This is a genomic window from Novosphingobium mississippiense, assembly GCF_044029535.1.
In the GTDB taxonomy this organism is placed as follows: Bacteria; Pseudomonadota; Alphaproteobacteria; order Sphingomonadales; family Sphingomonadaceae; genus Novosphingobium.
This window is the reverse complement of record NZ_CP147001.1, coordinates 2,244,113-2,268,217: the sequence shown is the minus strand read 5'-3', so window position 1 is coordinate 2,268,217 and position 24,105 is coordinate 2,244,113. Positions and strand designations below refer to the sequence as shown.

The following is a 24,105-nucleotide window of genomic DNA, read 5'->3' as shown; positions in this document are numbered from 1 at the left end:
CCCGCAGTGCTGGTGAAACAAAAAGCGCATCGGACGGGGGCAGGGGGCAATCAGGCTAATACCTTTGGAGCGTCCACGCCCCGGTCTTACGGCAGAAGTGCCGTGTACAGACCGATGTGGCGACCCGTCGCCGCCTCTATCGTGTAATCCCGGCCAGTCGCCAAAGCGCCTTGGGACAGGCGTTCGTGCAGGCCGGGCGTGTCCATCACGCGCAGGACAGCGGCGGCAAGGTGATGGGCGCGTTCGGGCGCGACAAGGCCGTTGCGGTGGGATTCCACCAGATCCCGGTTGCCCGGCACGTCGGTGGCGATCACCGGCAGGGCGGAGGCAAAAGCCTCCAGGATCGCGACGGACATTCCTTCGTATCGCGAAGTGTTTAGGAACACGTCGCTGTCGGCCAGCAGCGCGCGTACATCGTCGCGCTCGCCCAGAAAATCGACCACATCCTGCAACCCTTCGCGCTGGACCAGCGCGCGCATCTCCGCCAGTTCGGCGCCGCCGCCGGCGATGCGGAAGCGCGGCATCGCGGGATCGGGCTGCTGCTGGCCGGGTCGGCGTTGGCGCATCTGTTCGCGCAACGTGCGCGCGGTTTCGACGAGAAGGGGGTAGTTCTTCTGGTCCGAAATCGCACCGACGCTGAGGATGCGCAGCGGGCTGGATACGGTCTGGCGCGGGGCGGAAACGGCGAAGGCGGCGGCGGGCGCATTGGCGATCAGCGTGAACGGGCGGCGCGAATGGCGGCGGTAGATGTCCGCCACTTCCGGGCTGATCGCCACGTAGTGGGTCACCACCCGGTCGAACAGACGGAACAGGCGCGGCGAAAACGACAGGCGGCTGTTGTGATGGGTCAGCACGACCGCGCCGCGATAGCCGGCCAGCGCAATCATCGGCAGGGCGCGGGCGGTATGGGCATGGATGACGTCGGGTCGGTCGTGCCGAAGCAGCCGCCGCAGCGCGCGTGCACCGGCCAGGATGCGCCGCCGATGGTCCAGCCCGAGCGAGACGAAACGGCCGTTCGTGGCGATTTCCTGCGCCAGCCGCGCCTCGGTCTGCGCAGAATTGCCCAATGTCGGCGCATCGCACAGGGCCACGATCGTGGAGGTGGCGCCTTGTGCCGGGAAATTGGCGTGGAGGCTGGCCACCAGCATCTCTGCCCCGCCCGTGGTCAGGCTGTTGACGATCGACCAGACCTTCAGCCGCGGTGCCGGAGCGGGACGATCGCCGGAAGGGGCGGTCGCCATGTCTTCGCCCGCATCGCCCGGCGGATCATCCGGGAGGCAGGCCAGCGACGTCATGCGCGGCTCCCGTCGTCCACATTGACCGGTGCAGCGTGGCCGGCTTCCTCCAGCCGGCGCTGCCGTCCCAACCCGCGCCAAAGCCCGAAATCGAGGAACAGCGCGGTCGAAAGGCCGAAGGCGACATGGGCATAGTTCGCGGCGATCGCGCCCTGGCTGGGCATCAGCGTAAGGGCGATGGCGAAGAACAGCACGGTGGAGAACATCGCCACCGTCAGCACGTAGGTGGGCCGGTTCATCGCCAGCAGCCCCGAACGGGACGGCGCGGCGTGCAAGGTCAGCGCCACGGCGAAAAGCTGGGTGAACAGCATCGGGTAGACGTCGGTAAAGTCGTCGCCGAAGAACAGCACCAGCGCCGGCCGGCCGATCGCCATGCAGACCAGAATGAAGCACAGCGCCATGCCGGCCAGCGCGGTCTGCAGGATGCGCACCAGCCGTTCCAGCGCCTTGCGGTCCAGCCGGGCCCAGATCCGGGCGAGGTCCGGATAGATCACCGTCTGGATCATGTCCCCCGCGGTCTGCGCGAACTTCGCGATGCGGCGGGAGAGGTAATAGAGGCCGGCAGCACTGGCACCCGCGAAATAGCCCACCATCAGGGTGTCCACTTCATGCGTCAGGGTGCGCAGCGTGGACGAGACATTGGTGGAGATCGCGAAACGCAGGAAACCGGGGAACTCATGGCCGAGGCCGCGCCAGCTGACGGCCAGCGGGCTGGGAATGCCGGATTTGCGCAAGGCCTGAAAGCCCAGCGTGTTGAACAGCAGCGAGTCCATCACCTGCGCCAGCGTCCACAGCGTCACGAAAGCGGTCAGCCCGGCGTGCATGTGCATCAGCACGACCGAGAACCCCAGGCGGAACAGGCTGGACGCCAGCTGGACATAGGCCAGCGTGCGGAAACGGCCGCCCAGCCGCAAGGCCGCGCTGGCCATGCCGCGCGGATTGCAGACGATGGCGACGGCGTAGATCGCCACCAGCCCGACATGGCCTTCGCCCAGCCCGAAGGCGGCGCCCGCCAGCTTCGCCAGCACGATCGCCATCAATCCGGCGATCAGTGCGCTCGCCAGGTCCAGCTTCAGGCCATAGGCATAGAGCTGCGCCAGGCGCTCCGCCGATCCCTTGTCCTCCTCCGCCGCGACGAAGCGGACCAGGGGTTGCCAGGATTCGAAGCGGACCAGTCGTTCGCAGACACGGCCGATGGACAGCACCACCACCATCACGCCGAAGTCCGCCTTGCCCAGCGCATGAGTGGCAAGCGACAGGGCCGCCACCATCAGCATGCCGGACCCGAAATTGCCGGAGAGCAGGTGGAACAGACTGATGACGCGCGGCCGGATCAGCGTGGATGCGCACCAGGTCTGCCAGAGACGCGCGGCAAGGGGCAGCTTCAGCGCGACCTCCGCGGCTTCACGATGTTCGCTCATGTCCGTGCCAGCGTTCCGTGGAAGAAGCGCCGCCGCTCACGCGATTCCGATCGGTGGGCGAGGGCGTAGGCCAGGAAGATCAGCATCGGCGTGAACCAGACGCGCGTGTACATGTGCGGCAGCGCGGTGGTGTAGAGCAGCAGGATCGCCACTTGCGCCAATGCCGCGCCGCCATCCAGCGGGTCTTCGCGCAGGATCATGATCGCGGTCATCACCAGCGCGCCCAGCAGCGTCCACAAGCCCAGCAGGGCGACGATGCCGCCCTCGTTCAGCACCAGCAGGTGCAGCTGGTGCACCGGCGCGGAAAAGGCGCTGGCCTTGCGATAGCGATCGGTGCCGAGGCCGATCAGCATGTTGTTGTTGGCCAGGCCCCAGGCCTCCTTGATCAGCGCGGCGCGGCCGACGAAGGTGCCGGCCTTGTCGGCGTCGCCGGTGACCAGCGCGTCGCCCACGCGCTTCTCGAAGATGGCGGGAACCGGGCCGCCCAGGCTGAAATAGGCCGCGAACACCAGCACAACCGGCAGGCCGAAGCGGATCAGGTTGGACAGGCGCGACAGGGCCAGGAAGCACATCACGCCCATCGCCGCCGCCGTGAAGGCCGTGAAGCTGGCGCTGGCCAGCAGACCCCAGCCGATCGGCCCCAGCATGACCAGCGCCCAGCCCCAGTGCAGCCGCCGGGAGATCACCGCGTGGACCATCATCACCAGGGCATAGGCGCACTGCGCGCCGTTGGGATTGGGTTCGCCCGACATGGCGCCAAGCCGGCCGTTGCCGGTGACGTAACCGACGCCCATCACCGAATCGAGGCTGGTGCGCGCAAAATTCGCCATCGTGTAGAAGCCGATCACCTGGGAGATCGCCACGCCCACGATGAAGGCGATGATGCAGCGGTGCAGCACGCGGCTGTTGAAGCTGGCGAACGTCATCGGCACGACCACCAGCGCGAAGATGTATTGGAAGCCGACGATCGGCCAGCGAACGAATTCGCTGTGGTAGAGCGAGCAGAACAACAGCGCCGCCAGCATCGTCGTCAGCCCCAGCAGCCACATGGCGGTATAGGGGCCCAGCATCATCAGGCGCAGCCGTCCCTTGAACAGCAGCAGCACCGTGCAGCCGGCCAGCAGCACGTCCGAAAGGGTGACGTTGGCGATCGGCGGGCGCAGCACGCGCCATGGCAGGGTCAGCGCGGCCAGCGTGATGCCAAGCGTGAGGAGGTTCGGCAGCCACCAGACGGCGATCTGCTGGATACGGCGCGCGCCGGACCCGTCCAGCACCGTGCGGGCCGGCAGGGAAGGCAGTTGGTTCGGGACCGGTATAGCCATGCCACGATGATGGTAGGCGGGCGCGGCAGAGGCAAAGACAAGTATGGTCAGCGACCTGCGCAAAGTTGGTACCCCCAACAGGACATCCGGCGAGCGGGGCATCCCGAATTGGTAACTTGCCTGCTTGCGTTGCAGATCAGTAATCTGGCCCAGAGCAGCGCGCGACGCGGTGCGGTATTCGTTCGGCGCGGAAGGGGGGCGGGCAGGCAGCCGGCTTTTCCCGGAATGCGGGCAACCGTCGGACCCGCCGCGATACTTTACCCTTCTGCTCCGTTCCGTTTGCATCATTGTCGAGAGGCCGGCTTGTCAGAGCACCCGTCCGACCAGACCAAGCTTAGGGTCATCTATCTAGCCGGTTACGGCCGCAGCGGTTCGACCCTGCTCGACATCGCGCTGGGCATGAGGCCGGACGTGTTCGGCGCCGGCGAACTGACCGCGCTGGCACGTCACGCCTGGAAGAACGGCGAATATTGCGCCTGCGGGGTCACGGTGCACAGCTGCCCGTTCTGGGGCGCGGTGATGGCCAGGGCAGATGGAGAAGCCGATGAAGCGGCGGCGTCGGACGTCGATGCCGCGCACGATGCGCAGGCCGTGCTGGACAACCTGGCGGATTTGCAGAGACGCGTGGAATCGCTGGCGGCCTGGCGGCGTGTGCTGGGGCGGTTCCTGCCCGATACGCTGAACCACTATCACGGTGCCAACCGCGGCCTGTTTCTGGCAGTGACGGCGGAGGGTGGACGCGGGGGCGGAAATGGAACCGAACGCGCGGTCTATGTGCTCGATTCCAGCAAGTTGCCGGGCCGTGCCCTGGCGCTGTCGTCGATGCCGGGGATCGACCTTCGCGTCATCCATCTGGTGCGCGATCCACGTGCGGTCGCCTGGTCGATGTCGCGTCCGCATCGCAAGCAGATAGAGGCCGGCGTCCAGCGCGAATTGCGGCCCAAGCCTGCCTTCTACGTCGCCCTGCGCTGGTCCATGGTCAACCTGGTCTGCGAATGGCTGTGCCGCCGGGTCGGTCCGGGGCGGACCATTCGCGTGCGCTATGAAGACTTCGTGGCCGATCCGCCGGCCGTGCTGGAGGCGATCCGCACGCAGTGCGCGCCCGATCTTCCGGGTCTCGCCGACGATGGCGCCCCTCCGCCGGAGGTGCTGCGCCCCGGCCATCAGGTCGCCGGCAGCCGGCATCGTATGCAAGAACACCTGGTGATCCGGGAGGATCACATGTGGGAACGCCAGATGCCGGACTGGGCACGTCGGCTGGTTTCGTGGATCACCGGGCCGCTGCTGCGGCGCTATGGATACATGCCGGGCGCGCGGGCCGATCATGAAGGCCGCCCGGTATCCGCCTCTCGCCCCCCTCTCGTTGAAAAGCAGGGGCGGCTCGTCGAAAACAAGGGACTGGTCGAAACCAACGGCATAGGAGCAGGCAGATGACCGCAGGTCGCAAGGGAAGGGCCGCGGCTAGCCCGCGCCGCAAACTGGTCTTGCCGATCGTCATACTCGGTATTCTGCTGCTGGTGGCCTATGCGTTGGTGCCCACCAACGGTGCGCGACTCGAAGCTGCGCAGCCGCCCACGGTCGCCACGCCATCCGGTACCAAGTCCTTCCCCGGCGCGGTCGGCTGGGGCGCGTCCAGCGTCGGCGGGCGTGGCGGGCGGATCATCTACGTCACGACGCTGGCCGATTCCGGCACCGGTTCCTACCGCGCCTGCGTGACCGCCACCGGCCCGCGTATCTGCGTGTTCCGCGTGGCCGGCGTGATCCGCTTCACCACGACGCCGCCGATCATCGAGGAGCCCTATCTCACCATCGCCGGGCAGACCGCACCGGGCAGCGGCATCGTACTGGCCCATGCCGGCGCCCCGGCCGGGCGCACGCCGCTGGTGATCAAGAACACCCACGACGTGGTCGTGCGCAACATCCGGATCCGGGCGGACCTGCCCGGCGGCAGTCGCGGTTCGGAAGACAGCATCACCATCGAACACGCGACGCGCGTGCTGGTCGACCATGTCAGCGCATCCTGGGCGCGGGACGAACTGATCAACGGCTATGCCGACAACGACTACATCACCGTCAGCAATTCGATCTTCGCCTGGGGCACGCCCCCGCACGACAAGTGCGCACTGCTGGCCAGCGACCCGGTCGACGCGCAGCACTTCAGCTTCATCAACAACCTCTGCGCCCATAACGGCGATCGCATGCCGGACGTGAATTTCCCGCCGAAATCCTGCCTCGAAGTGGTCGACAACGTTTTCTACAATGCCCAGTCGCGCTTTGCCGAAGTGTGGGAACTGTTCGGCGGCACCCCGGTCTCGTTCGTGGGCAACAGCTTCATCGGTGGCCCGAACACGACCAACCTGACCGTGGGGATCGCACGCGACACCAGCACGTCCAAGGGCGGCGCGGCGATCATCTATGCTTGGGACAACCGCTTCGCCGGCGCGTTTCAGGACATGAACCAGGAGGCGGAGCAGGCGCTGGTCAACAAGCCGCCCTGCGCGCTGACGATCAATCCGCTGTCGGCCGCCAATGCCTATACTCTGGTGCTGCAGAAGTCCGGGGCCTTCCCGCGCGATGCGATCGACAACCAGGCCGTCTACGATGTCGAGCACGGCTCCGGCCGGATCGGTCAGCCAGCCCCGGTGATGCCGGCGCAGACCGCCGGCCAACCTTATCCCGACGCCGACAAGGACGGTATGGACGACAACTGGGAGGTGAGCGTGGGAGCCAATCCCAAAGTGCCCGATGCCTGGGCGGATGCGAACAAGAACGGCGTGCCCAATTTCGAGGAATTCCTGGCCTATCGCAACAAGGTGCTGGGCCTGTGAAGGCGCTGGACGCGGCACCCGCGCTGCATGACGGCCCGGTTTCCGGCGCCGTCCCTCCGGTCGCCAAACGGCAGCGGCGGCCCACGGTCTGCTATCCGCTGGCGGGCGATGCGCTGGGGGGCAGCCATGTTTCCCTGCGCGGGCTGCTCGATGGCCTCGATCCTGCGCAGGTCGAGGTGATCGTGGTGCCAGAAGTGCCCGACGGACGGCTGGCGGCGTTCTTCTCCGGCATCGCACAGTGTCCCGATCCGGCGCGTCCGACACGGCCCTTCGTGCCCGGGCGCAGCATCGGCATCGCCAAGGTGCTGGGCACGCTGGCGGGGCTGCCGCGCCGGGTGCGGTTCCTGAAGGAGCGCGGGGTGGACATCGTGCACACCAACGACGGGCGCAGCCACGCCAGCTGGGCGCTGGCGGCACGGCTGGCGGGCGCGCGGCTGGTCTGGCACCATCGCGGCGATCCCGGCGCGCGGGGCTTGCGCTATGTCGCGCCTATGCTCGCGGACCGCATCGTGGCGGTGTCCGCCTTTGCCCTGCCACGTGGGCGCCACGGCGCGGCGCGCACGGCGCGGGTGATCCACAGCCCCTTCGACGTTTCGATCACCGCCGATCGCGATGCCATGCACGCGCGGATCCTGGAGGAGACGGCCAGCCCGCCCGATACCGTGGTCTGCGGCTATTTCGGCAGCTTCGTCGACCGCAAGCGACCGCTGGCCTTTGTGGAGGCGGTGGAGGCGCTGGGGCGGCTGGTCGATGGGCCGGTGCTGGGCGTGATGTTCGGAGAATCGCGCGAGACCGCGCTGGACCGGCAACTGGACGATCGTATCGCTGCCGTGAAAGCGCCGGCCCGTGTTACCCGCATGGGGTATCGCTCACCGGGCTACGCCTGGTTGGCCGGATGCGATCTGCTGCTGGTGCCTGCGGTGGATGAGCCGTTGGGGCGCACATTGGTGGAGGCCATGCTGGTGGGCACGCTGGTGGTGGCGACCGATTCCGGCGGCAATCCAGAGGCATTGCGGCAGGGCTGCGGCGTCCTCTGCGCGCCGGATGATCCGTCCGCGATGGCCCTTGCGGCGGCAGGTCTGCTGGCGGACCCGGCATGGGCGCGGAGGATGCGCCAGGATGCCATGGTGGCGGCGCGCGGCCGGTTTTCACAGGCGCACCACGTCGATGCGATCCGCACGATTTATGAAGAGTTGACCTGAAATTCCGGCGCCGTCGTCAGCAGGACGGGGCGCCGGAAATCACCGCAAATGGAAGGTCAGGCGGTCAGAACCGCAGTCGCAGGGCAACGCCGCCGCGGAAACGGTCGAACTTCAATATGGAACTGTCGCTGCTGCGCGAGCCGTAGCTGGCCGTGGCCGCGACCGACATGTTGCGGTTGAACAGGTATTCCACCTCGCCCCCGCCCGTCCATGTCTCCTCTCGAATGCCGGAGCCGGTGTATTTGGTCTTGCGATATCCGGCCGAGACGGTGGCATAGAGGTTGTGGCGGATTTCCTGCTGGACGCTCAGCTTAGTGATCGTGTCGGTGCGCTGCGTGGCGCCCACGCGGAAGGTCGCGACGTCGCCATTGAAGGCATCCAGCAGGATCGCCGTGCGGCGGGACGGGTGATAGGTAAGGTTTCCCGCCACCGACAGGCCGGTGTGGCCGGGCGTTGTCGGCTCGTCCGGATCGTGGCGGAACACGCCCACCGAAAGGCCGCCTTCCAACACGCCGCCCGGCTGGACATTGATGCCCAGGCGCCCGCCGAAGGTCGTGGTGTTGCGCTTGTCTCCGCTCAGCGTGTATTCCAGACGGAACTCGCGGCGGGCGACGAAGGCGGTTGCCGTGGCATAGGCGCGGCCGGTCACTCGCAGGCCGAAGGTGGCCTGCCCGGCATAGGCGCTGAAATCGCGGTCCGCATCGATGCTGGAAAGCGCGTTGAACTTCGTTACGTCCGCCTGCACGTCCAGCAGCGTTCGCGTGGCGACGCGGTGGTACGCAATCACGCCGCCCAGGCTGTTGATCAGGCGCGGTCCGGCATCGGGATTGCGCCGGGCTTCCGGATCGGAACGATCCTCGATCGCGCGCCGCGAAAAGACGCTGGCGGAAAGGCTGGAATTCTGCCCGGTCTGCCAGTTCACATCGCCATCCACCAGCCAGGCTTCGGCATTTTCGGTGGTATGGGTGACGAAGCGGCGGATCGTGCCGCTGGCGTTGAGTTCGAAGGTCACCGGGGCCGGGGCCGTCTTGATGCCCAGCCTGGGCGAAATGTCGAAACGCACATCGTCCCGCGCATTGCTGGGCGCGGCATAGATGTTGCTGTCGTAAAGCGTGCTGGCCTCACCGCCCAGCGTGACATCCAGCGAGCCGAGGTGAAGCGGCAGCGCGCGATAGTCCTTGTCGTTCGGATAGACCGCCGGCGCGGTGGAGCCGATCTGGTTGGACTGGGCCCAGGCGTGCTGCGGCGCGGCCAGCAGCAGTGGCACCGGGACGGCGAGCGCAAGCGTGCGGTGGTTCACGCGCCTAGAACCAGCGTTCGTAGACGCGGATGGTATCGCCCGGCAGTACCGGCGTGGTCTCCACCGCCTTGGCGGTCATTTCCTTGCCGTCGACCGTGCGGGTGATCGCCACTTCGCCGGTCTTGGCGCGGTAGGTGTAGCCGCCGGCGGCCGACAGCGCGGAAAGCACCGTCATCCCCTGGCGATAGGCGAACTGGCCGGGCTTGTTGACTTCGCCGGTGACGTAGAAGGGCCGCAGTTCCACGGCGCCGACGTTGACCACCGGGCTGCCGCTCATGATGCCTTGCTGCAGCAGCGCGGCGGTGATGCCCTGTTCGATCTCGCGGTAGGTCATCCCGGCGACATTGATCTGCTTGACGTAAGGTAGCGAGATCGCGCCGGTGTCCTCCACCGTGTAGTCGCCATTGGCGGCGTCAAGATCCTGCACCACGATGTGCAGCTTGTCGCCCGCACCCACCCGGTAGGGACCTGCCGGAGTGGATGCGAGCGTGGGCATCGACGCCGTGGGCGACGAACAGCCGCCCAGCATCGATACCGGAACCAGACAGCAGACCAACGGAACCGCCACGAGGGCCTGCCACGAACGCGGACGACTGCGAAGTGTTGCCATGATACGCTCCCCGACAACCTTGGAACGATCGGTCCTCCCTCAGGCCCGATCCAGGAATCATCGCCTCAAGATTACGGAAGATACGCCGAATTTCCTTGGTTATTAAGGGCTAGGCAAAGGCCACTAGGAGGATGCCGGTAGCTGCCCGGATGGCTGGCATCCATGGCTCAGGCGGCGGGTACGGCGCGGGTGGGCGATTTCCAGCGCGCCAGATCCAGCCCGGACATGGCCTCCAGACTTTCGATGTCGCGCGAATAGAAGTCGCGCATCCTTTCGCGCAGGGCCGGGGGAAGCGGAGGATAGGCGACTTCGCGCGCCAGCAGCGATCGCATGCTTTCGAACACCGGATTGCCACGCAGCGGCCGCACGCTGCTTTTCAGCGGGGCCAGCGCCTTGCGCAGCGGCAGCGGCAGAAGCGCCGATCGGCTGTTGTTCTCGCGCGCGGTACGGTCTGCCTCGAAGACCGGTTCGGCCCCGATATGGCGGGAGACCGCCTCGATGATGGCGTGCGGATGGGTGATCACGTCGTCGTAGAGGTAGATCAGCATCTGTTCGCGCGGAAACAGATCGAACCAGCGTGCCAGATGCCGGGCATAGAGGCCATCTTCCAGGAATCGCGCAAAGGGATTGTCCGGCGTGGTCAGGTAGTCCTCCGGCGGGCCTTTCACGGTGCCGCGGCGGTAGAGCATCTTGTAGTCGGAATAGGCGCGTTCCACCGGATTGCGCAGCTGCAGCACCAGCTTCACGTCGGGCAAGGTGGCGGCAATGCGGCGCGCGGCGAGCGGATGGGCCAGGTAGTCCGCCGATTTTTCGCCGATCAAATGGGCCGCGCCGGGGCGATCCTGGAAGAAGGCACGATACCATTCCTCGCCCCGTTCGAACTCGCTGCTGAAATAGTGCGGTTCGGGCGGGGGCATGAAGATCGCCGGGTTCTCGACAAGGCGGGCCTGGATCCAGGTGGTGGCCGCCTTGACCGCGCCGATGACGATGAATTGCGGGCGCCAGGTGCGGTCGATCATGATTCCTCCGCGATTGCGGTGCGCAGGCCATTGGCGATACGGGCCATCGCCTCTTCGTCCAGCGTATGGTCCACCGGGAACATCAGCGTGCGCCGGCCCAATCGCACGGCGTGTTCCAGCGTGCCGTCGCGGCGGATTGGCAGACCTTCCAGTGCGGCTTCGCGGCTCATGTCCGGGCAGGATCCGGTGGCGGCGGGAAGGCCCATCGCGAGCATTCGCTGCAGCACCCGGTCTCGCCGGTTCGCCACGTCATCGGTGAATTGCACGTAGAACTTGTACCACGCATGACGGCCATGTTCGGGTAGTTCCGGCAGCAGCAGGCCCGGCACGCCGGCCAGCGCATCGCACAGGAACCGGGCATTGCGGGCACGGGCGGCCAGCCAGAGCGGCAGTTTCCCAAGCTGCCGGCGACCCAAGGCGGCCTGCATCTCGGTCATGCGATAGTTGGAGCCGAGGTGATCGTGGATATGGCGGAACGCGCCGGGTGTGCCACCGCCTTCGGTCACCTTGCGATAGTCCTTGCCGTGATCCTTGATCGCCCAGCCGCGTTCCCAGGCCCGATGGTTGCGAAACAGCAGAAGTCCGCCTTCGCCACCGGTGGACATGATCTTGTCCGTGCAGAACGAGAAGGAGGCGGCATCGCCGAACGATCCCACCCGCTGCCCGCGCCACGCCGCGCCGTGGGCCTGTGCGCAATCCTCGATCAGCTTCAGGTCGTGACGGGTGCAGAGCGCCCCCAGCGCGTCCATGTCACAGGGCCAGCCGGCCAGATGGACGCAGATCACCGCCCGCGTGGCCGGGCCGATCATGCGTTCGACCGAAGCGGGATCGATGTTCTGGGTGACCGGATCGATATCGGCGAAGACCGGCAGAGCACCTACCGCCAGCACGCAACTGGCGGTGGCGAAGAAGCTGCGGGCCGGCACGATCACCTCGTCGCCGGGCCCCACGCCCAGCGCACGCAGGGCCACTTCCAGCGTCAGCGTGCCGTTGGCGATGCAGAGCGCTTCCGGCGGTGCGGCTTCGTCGACATAGTGGGCGAACTCGGCAGCGAAGGCGCGGTTGTGTTCGCCATGGACCAGCGCGTTGACCTTGCCCGAACGCAGCACCGCGGCCACCGCCTCGATCTCGTCCGGCTCATGACAGGGCCAGAGGCTGCGCAGCGGGGCGGCCTGATCGCGTTCGTGAACGTCGATGTGCGTCGCCGCAAAGACGCCGGTTGCGGCGCCGGTATCGGCCAAACTCATGATGCCTCCCTCGGAATATCAGGCTTTTACGGGTTCGCCGGAGCCGCGCGGGCCGGTCATCGCCTCGTTCTGGATCAGTTCGAAACCGGCGCTGCCGCTGGGTACCTTGACCAGCGTGTGGGTGATGCGGCGCGCCTCCACGTGGTCGCCCAGCTCCACCGCGCGGGCGAGCCGGTCGATCGAGCGGGAGATGAAGGGCAGGGGGATCGGCTTCGACTGCGCCTCGAAGATGCCCTTGATGCCCGAAGCCAGCTGCTCCTCGCAGATGTCGAACAGTTCCTCGAACAGCTTCTCGCCCGGGCGCAGGCCCACGAATTCCACCGGCACGTCGATCTCGGGCTGGAGGCCGTAGAGGCGGATCATCCGGTAGGCGAGGTCGACGATGCGCACCGGCTTGCCCATGTCGAGCACGAAGATCGTGCCGCGCCGGGTGTTCTGGGCGAGCGCGGCCGAACTGCTTTGCAGGATCAGCTGCACTGCCTCACGCACGGTCATGAAGAAGCGTTCGATATCCGGATGGGTTACGGTGAGCGGGCGGCCTTCGCGCAGCTGGCGGTGGAACAGCGGCACGATCGATCCGCTGGATCCCAGCACGTTGCCGAAGCGCACGGTCATGAAACGCGGTGCCTCGCTGTCGTCCACGCCGCACATGTCCAGCGCCTGCGCATAGAGTTCGCCCACGCGCTTGGTCGCGCCCATCATGCCCACCGGGTTCACCGCTTTGTCGGTGGAGACCTGGACCATCGCTTTCACGGAGAATTCGCATACCGCGTCGGCCACGATGCGGGTGCCGATGATATTGGTGTGCACCCCGGCGCAGGGGTTGGTTTCCACGATCGGCACATGCTTCAGCGCGGCGGCGTGGTAGACGATCGTCGGCCGGTGCTTTTCGAACACGCGGCGCACGTCGTCACGCTCGCGGATGTTGCAAAGCTCCGGCTGTACGTCGAGATCGGGGAACTGCTCGCGCAGTTTCATCTCGATGGCGTAAAGGTGAAATTCACTATGTTCCAGCAGGACCAGGCGCGACGGGCGGAAGCTGGCCAGCTGCCAGCACAGTTCGCCGCCGATGGTGCCACCGGCACCCGTCACCAGCACGCACTTGCCGCTGATCTGGCTGGTGATCTGCTCCCCCTCCAGCGTGAATTCGCTGCGGCCCAGCAGGTCCTTGACCGATAGCTCGTCCGGCGCGGCGCCGTGGCCGCGCTGCAGGATGTGGCTCCAGCCGTCGCGGATGCGCGACAGTTCCAGCCCCATCTGGCGGGAGCGGGAGGTCAGCCGTGCCATCTCTCGGTTGGAAAGGTCCGTGCCGTCGTCGCAGGCGATCACCAGGGAGGGGCGGCGGCCCTGCAGCTCCAGTTCGTCCACCGCATGGGCCAGATCCTCGTGCGTGCCCAGCACGGGCACCTTGGCGATCTGCAGCAGGGTGTCGTTCGCGGCGGGCAGCAGGATGCCGACGACGGAAAGCGTGGGCGTCGATTCGCGCTTCAGCACATCGATGATCGACAGTGCCCAATCGGGGGAGCCGACCAGAATGGCCCGGCGCAAGTCGCGGCCCTGCGCGGTGGCGGGCATGGACTTGGCGGTCTGGGACAGCTTTTCGCGCAGGGCACGCCGCGATCCGCGCGCCGCCAGCAGCGCGGTGATCGCGAACAGCCACTGCGCCAGCGCGATTGCGGCCAGTTGCGGCCGCTCCGCCTGCACGCCGGGCACCAGCAGGATCGCTGCCCAGCCAAGGCCGAAAGCGGGAATCGTCAGCAGCGCCAACTGCATCGCGTGCGAGAAGCTGAAATAGCGCCAGCTGCGCCGATAAAGGCCGGTCGTGTAGAAGCAGCCGATCACTAGCGCCGCAAAGGCCAGCACGGCGGCCAGATGCCCGTCGGACTTGGGAAATCCGGTGCGGCCGATGAAGGTGAAGGCCAGTGCCAGGGTCGATACCAGAATCGTGAAGTCCAACAGCATCAGCACCATGTTGCGGAACGTGCGGCGCAGGCTGAACTGGGCGATGGACGAACGCGAGCGCGGGTTGCTGGATCCCAGCTTGCGCACGCGCAGGAACGTGTTCGCCGATCCACCGGTCAGTTTCGAGGCAGTACTTCCTGCGACGGTTTGATTCATGGCATCGGCTCTCGAGTGTCTCGTGTTTCTCGTGGCGAAGCGGCGTCGACGGGAAAGGCCATGCCGGACCGGCTCGCAGGTTCCGATTGTCTACCGGTGAACCCGGGGCTGCGCATGTATTCATGAAGTCATCAGCCGGAATTGCCGTAAATCTCAGGAATAGGGGGTGAGTTCGACTTGCGGGCATCCAGCAGGTTCCAAATGGTTCTGCCGGGCTGGGTGTATCTCCCCCCTAAATCGCCGGAACTCATCTCTAAGGGCTATAAGCCGATTAGGCGCTTTGCGGCCGGCCCGGTCGCGCCCATCATTGGGGCGATCGTGGGGATCGATCGGGGCATTCGGAATGGCCGGCAAAATGGCCTTGCGTTTCATACTGATCAGTCACCTCAGGGGGGCTTGAAGACGTCATGAAAGTTCTTGTCCTGTCCAGTCTCGCCTATTCGCTCACCAATTTCCGGGGGGCGTTGCTGCGCGATCTGAAGGCCAACGGGCACCACGTCGTGGCCGTCGCGCCGGATGGCAATGCGGCGGTGGAGGCGGACCTTGCGAATTGGGGGGTCGGCTTCCGCATCGTCCCGATGGATCGCACCGGCACCAGCCTGTTCAAGGACGTGGCGCTGCTGGCGGCCTACACGCGGCTGATGGTCGCGGAAAAGCCGGATCTGGTGCTGGCCTACACCCAAAAGCCGATCATCTACGGCGGCATCGCCGCACGGCTGATGTGCGTGCCGCGCTTTTTCGCGATGATGTCCGGCCTGGGATACGTGTTCAGCGAGGCAAGCGCCCATCGCCGCCTGCTGCGCGGTTCGGTGGCGCGGCTCTATCGAGAGGCGGTGCGCCGTTCGCGCGGGGTCTTCGTGTTCAATGCCGACGACCGGCAGGACATGATCGACCTTGGCATCGTCAACGACCGGCACAACGTGGTGCGGGTGCCGGGGTCCGGCGTCGATCTGGATCGTTTCACGCTGGCACCGTTGCCGCGCGGGCGGATGCGGTTTCTGCTGGTCGGGCGGCTGATGCGCGACAAGGGCATCCACGAATTTCTGGAGGCCGCCGCCGTGATCCGCCGGGATCATCCGGACATCGAATTCTGCATCCTGGGCCACTACGAACACGCCAATCCTACGGGTATCGACGAAGTCGAATGCGCGCGCCTCTCGCGCCAGTATCCGGTGCAGTTCATTCCGGGCACGTCGGACGTGCGGCCCTATCTGGCCAGTTGCTCGGTCTTCGTGCTGCCCTCCTACTATCGCGAGGGGTTGCCGCGCACGATCCTGGAGGCGATGGCCACGGGTCGCCCGGTGATCACCACCGACATGCCCGGCTGTCGCGATCCCATTATCGAGGGGGAGAACGGCTTCCTTGTCGCGCCGCGCGATGCCGGCAGCCTGCGCGCGGCGATGCAGCGCTTCATCGACAATCCCGAACTCGTCGCCCGCATGGGCACGCGCTCCCGCGATCTGGCGGAGAAAGTCTATGACGTGCGCAAGGTGAACCAGCAGCTTCTGGACGAGATGGATCTGCTGAGGGAGCCGTGGATCCGGTCCGATGCAGTGCCCGGCCGGTCCGCCGGGGATATCGAGGCCGAAATCGGATCGGGTGCACGCGCCACCCCATCGTCGACCTCCGGGCCTGCCACCAAGGCGCCCGGCGGCACGCACGTGGCCGCGGGCTGAGGAGTGGGCATGACCACAGGCGCCTTGCGGGCAGTCGTTGTCGGCGCGGTGGGCAGTACCGCCGTGCTGGTGGAGGAACTTGCCGCCGCCGCGGGCTGGGAACTGCCGCTGGTGGTGTCTCTGCCCGAAGAACTGTTCAAGCGGCATTCGGACCTTGTCGACCTGCGGCCCCATGCGGCGCGGGCCGGGGCGCGGATGGCGGCGGTGGCACGCACCAACGATCCCGAAACCTTGCTGCTCATTCGCGCGGCCAAGCCGGACTACGTCTTCGTGGTCGGCTGGTCGCAGCTGTGCGGGCCGGACTTTCTGGGCATCGGTGCAAAGGGATCCATCGGATATCATCCGGCACCGCTGCCGCGCCTGCGCGGGCGAGCGGCGATTCCCTGGACGATCCTGCTGGATGAGCCGATCTCCGCCTCCAGCCTGTTCTGGATCGGCGCGGGTACCGATGATGGCGACATCCTGGCCCAGCGCTATTTCCATGTCGCGCGGGATGAGACGGCGCAGGGGCTTTACGACAAGCATATGGACGCGTTGCGCCTGATGCTGCGCGACGTGCTGCCGAAGCTGGCAGCGGGAGAGCAGCCGCGCACCGTGCAGGACGAACGCTACGCCACCTGGGCCACCCGGCGCACGCCTGCCGATGGCGCGATCGACTGGCGCCGGCCTGCCGTCGAGATCGATCGTCTGGTGCGTGCGGTGGGCCGGCCCTATCCCGGCGCCTTCACCCGGCAGGGTGATCGCCGCATCACCGTCTGGGCCACCCGGCCGGTGGCCGGGGCCGAGCGGCACCATGCGCTGCCGGGCCAGATCGTCGCGCGGCAGGGCCGCGTGCTGACCGTGCAGACGGGCGATGGGCTGCTGGATCTCGTCGATTGGGAGATCGAGGGCACCAGTCCGGCGCTGCACGCGATTCTGGAGGGATAGCGATGGCCACGCGCGCGGGCACGGGCCTGCAGCATTACGGCAAAGTGCTGGTCATCGCGCCGCACCCGGACGACGAAGTGCTCGGCTGCGGGGGCACCATGGCGCGCATGGCGGAGGAGGGGCTGGACGTGCAGGTGGCCGTTGTCACCAGCGGTCGCCCGCCCCAGTTCAGCGAGGAGTCCGTGGCGCAAGTCCAGGCGGAGATGCGGCGGGCCCATGCGCACTTGGGCGTCAGCCAGGTGCACATGCTGGGCTTGCCGGCAGCCGCGCTGGACACGCTGGCAGCAGCGGACCTGAATGGCGCGGTCGGCCAGCTGGTGCGGGAAGTGCGACCCGATACGCTGTTCCTGCCGTTTCTGGGCGACATCCATGCCGATCACCAATTGGCCTTCCTGGCCGCCATGGTGGCCGCACGGCCGCGCGACCGGCGGGTGCCTTCGCGCATCCTCTGTTACGAGACGCTGTCGGAAACCAACTGGTATGCCGCGCCGATGACGCCGGCCTTCGTGCCCAACGTCCATATCGACATAGCCGGTACGCTGGCGCGCAAGCTGGAAGCTTTCGCCATGTTCGAAAGTCAGGTGAAGGCATTCCCGGACGAACGTTCGATCACCACGATCGAGGCACTGGCCCTGTTGCGCGGTTCAAGTGTGTTTGCCGAAGCGGCGGAAGCGTTCATGCTGGTGCGCATGATCGAGCGCTGACCACGCGCCCGCAGGGCATCGTCCGGGCGGGGTAGGGCGCGTTTATGAAGAACGTGCCATTACTCAAATCTTCATTTAAAAAAATCGGCGAATACTTGTCGGCTGGGTCCAGTCGCGGGCCGATCGGCGGGTGGTCATGTCGATTTGGGGGCAGGCCCGTGGATGTTGCGACGCACACTCGAGATGGTGCATTGCAGCAAAAATTTCAGTCGGTTAGCTGATAGGGCGGGTGCCGGTTCCTGGGGGCAATGCCCCATGTTCGCTCCTCTCGCCGGGGGCAGCAACGCCCCGCAAGACCCCGATGGCTCGAATGCCTCCGCAGCGAGTGTACCCGTGGATCCGATCGCGGCGATTCCGAGAAGCAGGCGTAACCCACGAAATCATAGCAATTTTATTCGAATCGCGGCCCGCAGCGGCGTTCATATGGGCACGCAGGCACCGTCCGAAAGATCGATTCGCTTTCGGAAATTCAAGGCGTCCGATGCACGGAGTGGCGCGAATGGTTGCCGAAAAGCCACAATTGGGCAGCAATCTAACCCGCTTGGCTTGTGTGCGCAATTGCACAAACAAGCGTAAACCTATGATGCAAAACTGTTTTTGCGTCCATATACCTATTTCGAGGTAGAGGTGCCCCGAAAACTGCACGATTTCAAGCGTTAGTGACCGTGAAAATCTCGAAATGACTAACTAAACCGCTGATCGAGCCCAGTTTTTATGTTGTGTCCCAATCCGGCATTGTCGATTTCTGGGGCTTCGTCACCTCTCGACTTGAACTCCCGGATATGTTCTAAGGGAATGCACCTAATGCTGTGGGGTATGAAGGGGCATTGGAGGGGGGCGCCAGTTCCGTCTGGCTATCCACCGAATGTCTATTACGTCTTCTTCCGGCTACGCCGGGCGTTCTGCCCGTTCGTGTCTCCCCCCTGCACGAGTGTTGGCGGCTGAAAGCCGTCGCAATAAACAAGCATACATTGGGTCGTCCGTATTTCCAGGATTCAGGAGAGAAAGACGATGGCGCAGTTTGATGAAGTATGTGTCTCCATTGTGGGATTCAATTCGCTGGTTCGTGAGGGGATCTGCAAGATCCTCGACAAGTGCGAGTTTCGTTGCAGCCGCTTCTACAGGGATTGTGACGAACTGCTGGCCGAAAGTGCCGGCGCGAATCTGGGACTGACCATTTTCGACATGGGTCATTGCGACGATCTGCTGGGCTGCCTGTCCACGCTGAAGGATCGCCACCCCTACATGCGTGCGGTCCTTTTGGCCGACGAGTTCGAATTCGGTCAGATGGTCGATGCCTTCCAGTTGGGCGCTCACGCCTATCTGCTGAAGGAAATCGGCGCCGAACCGCTGATCGAATCGCTGCGACTGGTCAATCAGGGCGAAAAGGTCCTGCCCAGCGCACTGCTGCAGCACCTTCCGCAGAAGCAGGCAATTGCCGAGGGTCAGGCCGACGTGCAGGTCCAACTCAGCGAACTGCTCTCCGATCGTGAGATCGATACGCTGCGTTGCCTGGTAATGGGGTATCCGAACAAGGTGATCGCCTATCGGCTGGATATCAGCGAGGCCACCGTGAAGGTCCACGTCAAGGCAATCCTGCGCAAGCTCATGGTCCAGAACCGTACTCAAGCGGCGATCTGGGCGGTGAACCAGGGCCTCGTCACCCAGGGCGGCGAGTTCCGGGAAGCGGCCGACTACGTTCCCGCTGTCGAGGAAATCGCGCGGCCGGCCACTCTGGCTTTCGCACGCTAAACGCAGCAGGGGGCTCTATCGGGGCTTATCGGCGCGGTAGGACGTACCTGCCGCGCCGACATATTTCAGAAGAGGTTCAATCCGCCGAAGCCGAAATCGCCGGCACCGCCTTCAGCGCCGGACCACGCAGCGAAAGCCGATGTGGCTCGTGGCGGTATCGATCATTTCGGGATGGCGCGCGGCGGGGCGATAGCGCTGGCAGTAGTTTTCCGCGCAGAGGTGCGATCCGCCCTTGATGACCTTGCGGCCAATGCGCACTTGCGGCTGCGCGGGATCGAAGCTGTCCTTCAGTCTGCCGCCCTTCGGATTGCTCAGCGCGCAGCACGATCCGCCACCCTTCTTCACCTCGGGCTTTTCGGACCACCAGTCGCGCGTCCATTCCCAGGTATTGCCGATCATGTCGTAAAGGCCATAGCCGTTGGCGGGGAAGCTGCGCACGGGCGATGTGCGTTCCCATCCGTCAAGGCACAGGTTGGCGAAAGGAAACAGGCCCTGCCAGTAATTGGCGAGCATCTGTCCACCGGGCGCCAGTTCGTCGCCCCAGGCGAATTCCGCGCCTTCCAGTCCCCCGCGCGCGGCGAATTCCCACTCGGCCTCGGTCGGCAGGTCCTTGCCCGCCCACGTGGCATAGGCTTCGGCATCGGCATGGCTGATCTGCACCACCGGATGATCCCAAAGCTCCAGCTCGTCCAGATCGCTGCCGGGGCCGTGGGGATGGCGCCATGAACTGCCGAAATCGAAGCGCCACCAGTTGCCGGGATTGGAAGTGTCCACCGGTGTCGAGGTCTTGTGGAACACCAGTGATCCGGGCTGCGCCATCTCTGGCGGCATCCCGGGATAGTCCTTCGGATCGGGCGCGATTTCGGCCACGGTGACGTAGCCGGTTTCCTCCACGAAGCGGGCGAACTGGCGGTTGGTGACCGGGGTTTCGTCGATCCAGAAGGCATCGACCGAAACCCGGCGAAGCGGCGCTTCCTCAGGGTAGAAACGCTCGGACCCCATCGTGAAAGTGCCGCCGGGCACATGGACCATGCCGATCAGATTGTCGCTGTGGCCACTCAAGGTCTCGGTCATCACGGTCCTTTCCTCAGATCCCGTAATGCTTAGGGCCGCAGCGAACCTACGCCAAATGCGTATTTTCTTTGCGGCCCTAAACGAAGGACGAGGTCAGGCTTTTACCCGGGCCGAACTTAGCCGAGCGCCACTTCCTTCTCGGCGTAGAGCCGCTCCAGTTCGGCGCGGCTCTTCTTCTCCGCAGCAGTCTTCAACTGTCCGCAAGCCGCATCGATGTCGCGCCCGCGCGGCGTGCGCACCGGGGCGGAAATGCCGCCCTTGAACACGATGTCCGAGAACGAGCGGATCCGTTCCGGCGTCGAGCATTCGTATTGCGCGCCCGGCCAAGGGTTGAACGGGATCAGGTTGACCTTGGCGGGTAGGTTGAACTGCTTCAGCAGCCGAACCAGTTCGCGCGCATCGTCGTCGCTGTCGTTCTTGTCCTTCAGCATCACGTACTCGAAGGTGATGCGGCGTGCGTTGGAAGCACCCGGATAGTCGGCACAGGCCTGGAGCAGATCCTCGATCCCGTACTTCTTGTTGATCGGTACGATTTCGTCACGCACGTCCTTGGTCACCGCGTGGAGCGAGACGGCCAGGTTCACGCCGATTTCCTCGCCACAGCGGGCCATCTGCGGGATCACGCCCGAGGTGGAGAGCGTGATGCGGCGCTTCGAAAGGGCCAGACCGTCACCGTCCATGACCAGCTTCAGCGCATCGCGCACGGCGTCGAAATTGTAGAGCGGTTCGCCCATGCCCATCATCACGATGTTGGTCAGCAGGCGTCCGTCGGCGGAGTAACCACCTTCGTCCTCATCGGCGTCGGCACCGTTCTCGGCACCGTCCACGCCGCTGGAGAACGCGAAGTCCATGCGGCCCTTGGGCCATTCGCCCAGCGCGTCGCGCGCCAGCATGACCTGGCCGACGATCTCGCCCACCGTCAGGTTGCGGACGAGGCGCATCGTGCCGGTGTGGCAGAAGCGGCAGTTGAGCGTGCAACCGACTTGCGAGGATACGCAAAGCGTGCCGCGATCGGCGTCCGGGATGAACACCATCTCGAAATCGTGCGCGTCGGCGGTGCGCAGCAGCCACTTGCGGGTGCCGTCGCTGGAGTGCTGGGCCTCCACGATTTCCGGGCGACCGATCACGAAGCGTTCGGTCAGCCAGGGGCGCATGGTCTTGGCGATATCGGTCATCGCCTCGAACTCGGTGACGCCGCGATGGTAAAGCCAGTGATAGACCTGCTTGGCGCGCAGCTTGGCGGCCTTGGCGTCAAGCCCGGCGCCTTCGAACAGTTCGGCGATGCGCTTCTTGGGCAGGCCGATCAGGTCCACGCGGCCGTCTTCGCGCGGGGTCACGCCTTCGACGATGCCGGGGCGTGGCACCGGAACGGGATCGATGTGCCCGGGGATCGGCATCGGGCCGGCCCCGGCAGAGCTGGTAATGGTGTCTGTCATGATTGGCGCGCCATATAGTGCATTCGGGGCAAAAGCGGAAGATGGCTGCATCATGATCCGCGCGACGCGGGTGCGTGCCCGCCTGGGCCCGTGCGTACGCGAACACTCGCGAGCGGCCTCAGGTTCCTCCCGACCAGCCTGTCACAGGCTCCGGCCATCGCAACAGTGTTGCCGAAAAACATCAATGATTTCGTTATGTTAGGTTCAGGGAAACCGAGCCTTTGCGACAGGCATTTGACCAGTCCCGGCAGGCGAGACCTGCTCAAGAACAAGGTTTGGAGTGAACACATGAAGAAGGCTCTTCTCTGCCTCGGTACCGGCGTCGCAATGGTTTCGGCACTCGTTTCGGCCCCGGCCTTCGCGCAGGATTCGGCGCCCGCGCAGCCGTTCGACGGTTTCCACGTCGAAGCACTGGCCGGTTATGACGTGACCAAGGCCGGCAGCAGCGTCGACGACGATTCCAATATCGACAACGATCAGTCGATCGACGGCTTCGCCTTCGGCGTGGGCGCGGGCTACGATGTGCGGATGAACAACTTCGTCATCGGCCCGGAAGCGGAAGTGACGTGGTCCACCGCCAAGACCAAGTTCGACAATGGCGATTTCGAAGGTTTCGGCATCGGCAACGTCAAGACCAACCGTGACCTCTATATCGGCGCGCGCGTCGGCTATGTCGTCGCGCCGACCACGATGGTCTACCTGAAGGGCGGCTACACCAACGCCAAGTTCGACGTGCGCAACGCGGTGGGCACGGTCGATACCAAGACCGACCTCGATGCCGACGGCTGGCGGATCGGCGCCGGCGTGGAGCAGGCGATCAGCAACAATGCCTTCGTGAAGCTGGAATACCGCTATTCGAACTACGAGAAGGGCGAACTCGATTACCGGGACGATATTCCGGACGGCCAGCGCTTCGACCTCGACCTCGATCGCCATCAGGTGATGGCGGGCGTGGGCGTACGGTTCTGATAAACGCCTGAAGCAAGGGAAGGGCGGGGGCTGAGGCTCCCGCCCTTTTTGTCCGCCCCGGCACGGGATGGACTGGCTACTGGGCTTTCGCGCAGCCGATCAGCGCGGCATCCATCGCCGAGGCCGCACCCGCCAGTGGCCACGCATTGACGAAGCGGTTGCCCTTGAGGTCCGTGGCAGTGACGGTCATCCGCGGGGCGGAGCGCATGGCGGCGACGATGGCGACATTATCGCCCTCGTTCCGCGCCCAGGCATCGCCGCCGCCGCCGGTCAGTTGCCAGTGCTGGCCGCCAACATTCAGAGTTATCGTGGACTGCGGCGCCATCCGGCGTGAGAGGCGGAAATGCAACTGCCCACGCGCACCCCGGCGCGGCCAGGAGCCCACGGCCGCAAAAGGCTGGTACTCGCGCGCGGACTGGTTGGGTTCGGCCATGGCGATGGCATAGCAACGCGGCACCACCGGATCGCGAAATGCGCCCCAGGTGGCATAGAGCCCCAGACTTTCGCGGGCGAGCGCCGGCACGGCACCGGCCACGCCGATAGCGAGCAGGGCGACGAGGCGGAATGTGCGACCGGATATGCGTTTCATCGAGGTGCGCTCATGGCAGGGTTTCGGGCGGATGCGAAGCGGTCAGTGAAGATGCTTCGAAAGCGCCGCAACGCCTTTCTCCAGTCCCGCGCCGAACTTGCCGGTGCGGAAATCGGGGATCATGTTCTGCTCCATGATGGTCTGGCAAAGTGGGTCGGGCAGGGTGCGCTCCAGCCCATAGCCCACCTCGATGCGGGCTTTGTGCTCGCCCGGAGCCAGCAGGATGACCACTCCGTCATTGATCCCCTTGCGGCCGATCCCCCAGCGCCTGGCAAGGGCAAGCGAATAAGCTGAGATGTCCTTGCCGCCGAGCGATGGCGTGGTGGCCACGACCATCTGATGGCCGGTGTCCCGTTCAAGTTGCCGGAGGCTGGCGGAAAGCCGCTTCTCTTCCTCTTGCGAAAGCACGCCAGCGGCGTCGTTGACATAGCCCTGAAGGCGCAGCGCCTCGCCTGCCGGCTGAGTGGAAGACTCGGCAGCACCGCTCGCCTCGGCCAGAGGCGTGGCGGCCGACTGCTGCTTGCAGCCGGCGAACAAGAACGAGGCGCCGCAAAGCGCGATCAGTAGCGGACGAACCCCCATGTTCGGGGTTCTGGCCGCGCGGCTTGGTTTGCGT

The 24,105-nt window shown here is 65.5% G+C and carries 20 protein-coding genes; 8 read left to right on the top strand and 12 right to left on the bottom strand.

What is annotated here, in order from left to right; genetic code table 11:
* Nucleotides 1–86 precede the first annotated feature (86 nt).
* The 3 genes from WBP06_RS10790 to WBP06_RS10780 are packed head-to-tail and all read right to left on the bottom strand — an operon-like array spanning nt 87 to nt 4,038.
* Nucleotides 87–1,295: a glycosyltransferase gene (locus tag WBP06_RS10790; protein WP_395327339.1), complete on the bottom strand. Its 1,209-nt coding sequence runs from the start codon at nt 1,293–1,295 to the stop codon at nt 87–89.
* Nucleotides 1,292–2,716: a lipopolysaccharide biosynthesis protein gene (locus WBP06_RS10785; protein ID WP_395327338.1), complete on the bottom strand. Its 1,425-nt coding sequence runs from the start codon at nt 2,714–2,716 to the stop codon at nt 1,292–1,294. The genes WBP06_RS10790 and WBP06_RS10785 overlap by 4 nt, the downstream gene beginning before the upstream one ends.
* Entirely contained in the window at nt 2,713–4,038 is a 1,326-nt protein-coding gene (locus WBP06_RS10780) for a hypothetical protein (RefSeq protein ID WP_395327337.1), read from the bottom strand. The genes WBP06_RS10785 and WBP06_RS10780 overlap by 4 nt, the downstream gene beginning before the upstream one ends.
* A 303-nt stretch (nt 4,039–4,341) precedes the next feature.
* Between WBP06_RS10780 and WBP06_RS10775 the strand changes: the two genes are divergently transcribed.
* From WBP06_RS10775 to WBP06_RS10765, 3 genes are read left to right on the top strand one after another with little or no spacing between them, the layout of a single operon-like run.
* Nucleotides 4,342–5,472, top strand: coding sequence for a sulfotransferase (locus WBP06_RS10775; RefSeq protein WP_395327335.1), 1,131 nt, complete (start codon nt 4,342–4,344; stop codon nt 5,470–5,472).
* Nucleotides 5,469–6,866, top strand: coding sequence for a polysaccharide lyase family 1 protein (locus WBP06_RS10770; RefSeq protein WP_395327333.1), 1,398 nt, complete (start codon nt 5,469–5,471; stop codon nt 6,864–6,866). Before WBP06_RS10775 ends, WBP06_RS10770 begins: the two co-directional genes overlap by 4 nt.
* Nucleotides 6,863–8,068, top strand: a complete 1,206-nt coding sequence (locus tag WBP06_RS10765) for a glycosyltransferase family 4 protein (protein WP_395327332.1) — start codon at nt 6,863–6,865, stop codon at nt 8,066–8,068. The genes WBP06_RS10770 and WBP06_RS10765 overlap by 4 nt, the downstream gene beginning before the upstream one ends.
* Before the next feature lie 64 nt (nt 8,069–8,132).
* Here WBP06_RS10765 and WBP06_RS10760 read toward each other — a convergent pair whose 3' ends face one another.
* The 5 genes from WBP06_RS10760 to WBP06_RS10740 all read right to left on the bottom strand — a co-directional run bounded on the left by WBP06_RS10760 (nt 8,133) and on the right by WBP06_RS10740 (nt 14,362).
* Nucleotides 8,133–9,368 carry an outer membrane beta-barrel protein gene (locus tag WBP06_RS10760; protein ID WP_395327330.1) on the bottom strand — a complete coding sequence of 412 codons (1,236 nt, stop codon included), beginning with the start codon at nt 9,366–9,368 and terminating at the stop codon, nt 8,133–8,135.
* Between the two features lie 4 nt (nt 9,369–9,372).
* Nucleotides 9,373–9,978, bottom strand: a complete 606-nt coding sequence (locus WBP06_RS10755) for a polysaccharide biosynthesis/export family protein (protein ID WP_395327328.1) — start codon at nt 9,976–9,978, stop codon at nt 9,373–9,375.
* 167 nt (nt 9,979–10,145) lie between these two features.
* Nucleotides 10,146–10,997 (bottom strand): sulfotransferase family protein, encoded by an 852-nt coding sequence (locus WBP06_RS10750; RefSeq protein ID WP_395327327.1) that lies wholly within the window; start codon nt 10,995–10,997, stop codon nt 10,146–10,148.
* Entirely contained in the window at nt 10,994–12,244 is a 1,251-nt protein-coding gene (locus WBP06_RS10745; protein ID WP_395327325.1) for a DegT/DnrJ/EryC1/StrS family aminotransferase, read from the bottom strand. Before WBP06_RS10745 ends, WBP06_RS10750 begins: the two co-directional genes overlap by 4 nt.
* A gap of 18 nt (nt 12,245–12,262) precedes the next feature.
* Nucleotides 12,263–14,362 (bottom strand): polysaccharide biosynthesis protein, encoded by a 2,100-nt coding sequence (locus WBP06_RS10740; RefSeq protein WP_395327323.1) that lies wholly within the window; start codon nt 14,360–14,362, stop codon nt 12,263–12,265.
* A gap of 407 nt (nt 14,363–14,769) precedes the next feature.
* Here WBP06_RS10740 and WBP06_RS10735 point away from each other — a divergent pair, with 407 nt between their 5' ends.
* From WBP06_RS10735 to WBP06_RS10720, 4 genes are all read left to right on the top strand, one after another.
* Entirely contained in the window at nt 14,770–16,038 is a 1,269-nt protein-coding gene (locus WBP06_RS10735; protein ID WP_395327321.1) for a glycosyltransferase family 4 protein, read from the top strand.
* A 9-nt stretch (nt 16,039–16,047) separates the two neighbouring features.
* Nucleotides 16,048–16,965 (top strand): methionyl-tRNA formyltransferase, encoded by a 918-nt coding sequence (locus tag WBP06_RS10730; protein WP_395327319.1) that lies wholly within the window; start codon nt 16,048–16,050, stop codon nt 16,963–16,965.
* Nucleotides 16,966–16,967: 2 nt separating this feature from the next.
* Complete coding sequence (locus WBP06_RS10725) at nt 16,968–17,669, top strand: PIG-L deacetylase family protein (RefSeq protein WP_395327318.1); 702 nt, start codon at nt 16,968–16,970, stop codon at nt 17,667–17,669.
* A 1,011-nt stretch (nt 17,670–18,680) separates the two neighbouring features.
* On the top strand, nt 18,681–19,421 hold the full coding sequence (locus WBP06_RS10720; protein WP_395327317.1) for a LuxR C-terminal-related transcriptional regulator: 741 nt from the start codon (nt 18,681–18,683) through the stop codon (nt 19,419–19,421).
* Between the two features lie 111 nt (nt 19,422–19,532).
* Here WBP06_RS10720 and WBP06_RS10715 read toward each other — a convergent pair whose 3' ends face one another.
* Nucleotides 19,533–20,495, bottom strand: a complete 963-nt coding sequence (locus WBP06_RS10715) for a formylglycine-generating enzyme family protein (RefSeq protein ID WP_395327315.1) — start codon at nt 20,493–20,495, stop codon at nt 19,533–19,535.
* 116 nt (nt 20,496–20,611) lie between these two features.
* Nucleotides 20,612–21,931, bottom strand: a complete 1,320-nt coding sequence (rlmN, locus tag WBP06_RS10710) for a 23S rRNA (adenine(2503)-C(2))-methyltransferase RlmN (RefSeq protein ID WP_395327314.1) — start codon at nt 21,929–21,931, stop codon at nt 20,612–20,614.
* Between the two features lie 288 nt (nt 21,932–22,219).
* Here rlmN and WBP06_RS10705 point away from each other — a divergent pair, with 288 nt between their 5' ends.
* A complete protein-coding gene (locus tag WBP06_RS10705; RefSeq protein WP_395327313.1) occupies nt 22,220–22,900 on the top strand; it encodes an outer membrane protein in 681 nt (226 codons plus the stop codon).
* Between the two features lie 76 nt (nt 22,901–22,976).
* Here WBP06_RS10705 and WBP06_RS10700 read toward each other — a convergent pair whose 3' ends face one another.
* Entirely contained in the window at nt 22,977–23,489 is a 513-nt protein-coding gene (locus tag WBP06_RS10700) for a hypothetical protein (RefSeq protein WP_395327311.1), read from the bottom strand.
* Between the two features lie 42 nt (nt 23,490–23,531).
* Nucleotides 23,532–24,071: a TPM domain-containing protein gene (locus WBP06_RS10695; protein WP_395327309.1), complete on the bottom strand. Its 540-nt coding sequence runs from the start codon at nt 24,069–24,071 to the stop codon at nt 23,532–23,534.
* Nucleotides 24,072–24,105 lie beyond the last annotated feature (34 nt).

Excerpts from the sequence above, each read along its gene's own strand:
- WBP06_RS10785 (WP_395327338.1), bottom strand. The coding sequence starts at position 2,716 with ATGAGCGAACATCGTGAAGCCGCGGAGGTCGCGCTGAAGCTGCCCCTT.
- WBP06_RS10715 (WP_395327315.1), bottom strand. The coding sequence starts at position 20,495 with ATGACCGAGACCTTGAGTGGCCACAGCGACAATCTGATCGGCATGGTC.
- WBP06_RS10725 (WP_395327318.1), top strand. The coding sequence starts at position 16,968 with ATGGCCACGCGCGCGGGCACGGGCCTGCAGCATTACGGCAAAGTGCTG.
- WBP06_RS10700 (WP_395327311.1), bottom strand. The coding sequence starts at position 23,489 with ATGAAACGCATATCCGGTCGCACATTCCGCCTCGTCGCCCTGCTCGCT.
- WBP06_RS10780 (WP_395327337.1), bottom strand. The coding sequence starts at position 4,038 with ATGGCTATACCGGTCCCGAACCAACTGCCTTCCCTGCCGGCCCGCACG.
- WBP06_RS10755 (WP_395327328.1), bottom strand. The coding sequence starts at position 9,978 with ATGGCAACACTTCGCAGTCGTCCGCGTTCGTGGCAGGCCCTCGTGGCG.
- WBP06_RS10745 (WP_395327325.1), bottom strand. The coding sequence starts at position 12,244 with ATGAGTTTGGCCGATACCGGCGCCGCAACCGGCGTCTTTGCGGCGACG.
- WBP06_RS10695 (WP_395327309.1), bottom strand. The coding sequence starts at position 24,071 with ATGGGGGTTCGTCCGCTACTGATCGCGCTTTGCGGCGCCTCGTTCTTG.
- WBP06_RS10730 (WP_395327319.1), top strand. The coding sequence starts at position 16,048 with ATGACCACAGGCGCCTTGCGGGCAGTCGTTGTCGGCGCGGTGGGCAGT.
- WBP06_RS10770 (WP_395327333.1), top strand. The coding sequence starts at position 5,469 with ATGACCGCAGGTCGCAAGGGAAGGGCCGCGGCTAGCCCGCGCCGCAAA.
- rlmN (WP_395327314.1), bottom strand. The coding sequence starts at position 21,931 with ATGACAGACACCATTACCAGCTCTGCCGGGGCCGGCCCGATGCCGATC.
- WBP06_RS10790 (WP_395327339.1), bottom strand. The coding sequence starts at position 1,295 with ATGACGTCGCTGGCCTGCCTCCCGGATGATCCGCCGGGCGATGCGGGC.
- WBP06_RS10735 (WP_395327321.1), top strand. The coding sequence starts at position 14,770 with ATGAAAGTTCTTGTCCTGTCCAGTCTCGCCTATTCGCTCACCAATTTC.
- WBP06_RS10705 (WP_395327313.1), top strand. The coding sequence starts at position 22,220 with ATGAAGAAGGCTCTTCTCTGCCTCGGTACCGGCGTCGCAATGGTTTCG.
- WBP06_RS10720 (WP_395327317.1), top strand. The coding sequence starts at position 18,681 with ATGGCGCAGTTTGATGAAGTATGTGTCTCCATTGTGGGATTCAATTCG.
- WBP06_RS10750 (WP_395327327.1), bottom strand. The coding sequence starts at position 10,997 with ATGATCGACCGCACCTGGCGCCCGCAATTCATCGTCATCGGCGCGGTC.
- WBP06_RS10740 (WP_395327323.1), bottom strand. The coding sequence starts at position 14,362 with ATGAATCAAACCGTCGCAGGAAGTACTGCCTCGAAACTGACCGGTGGA.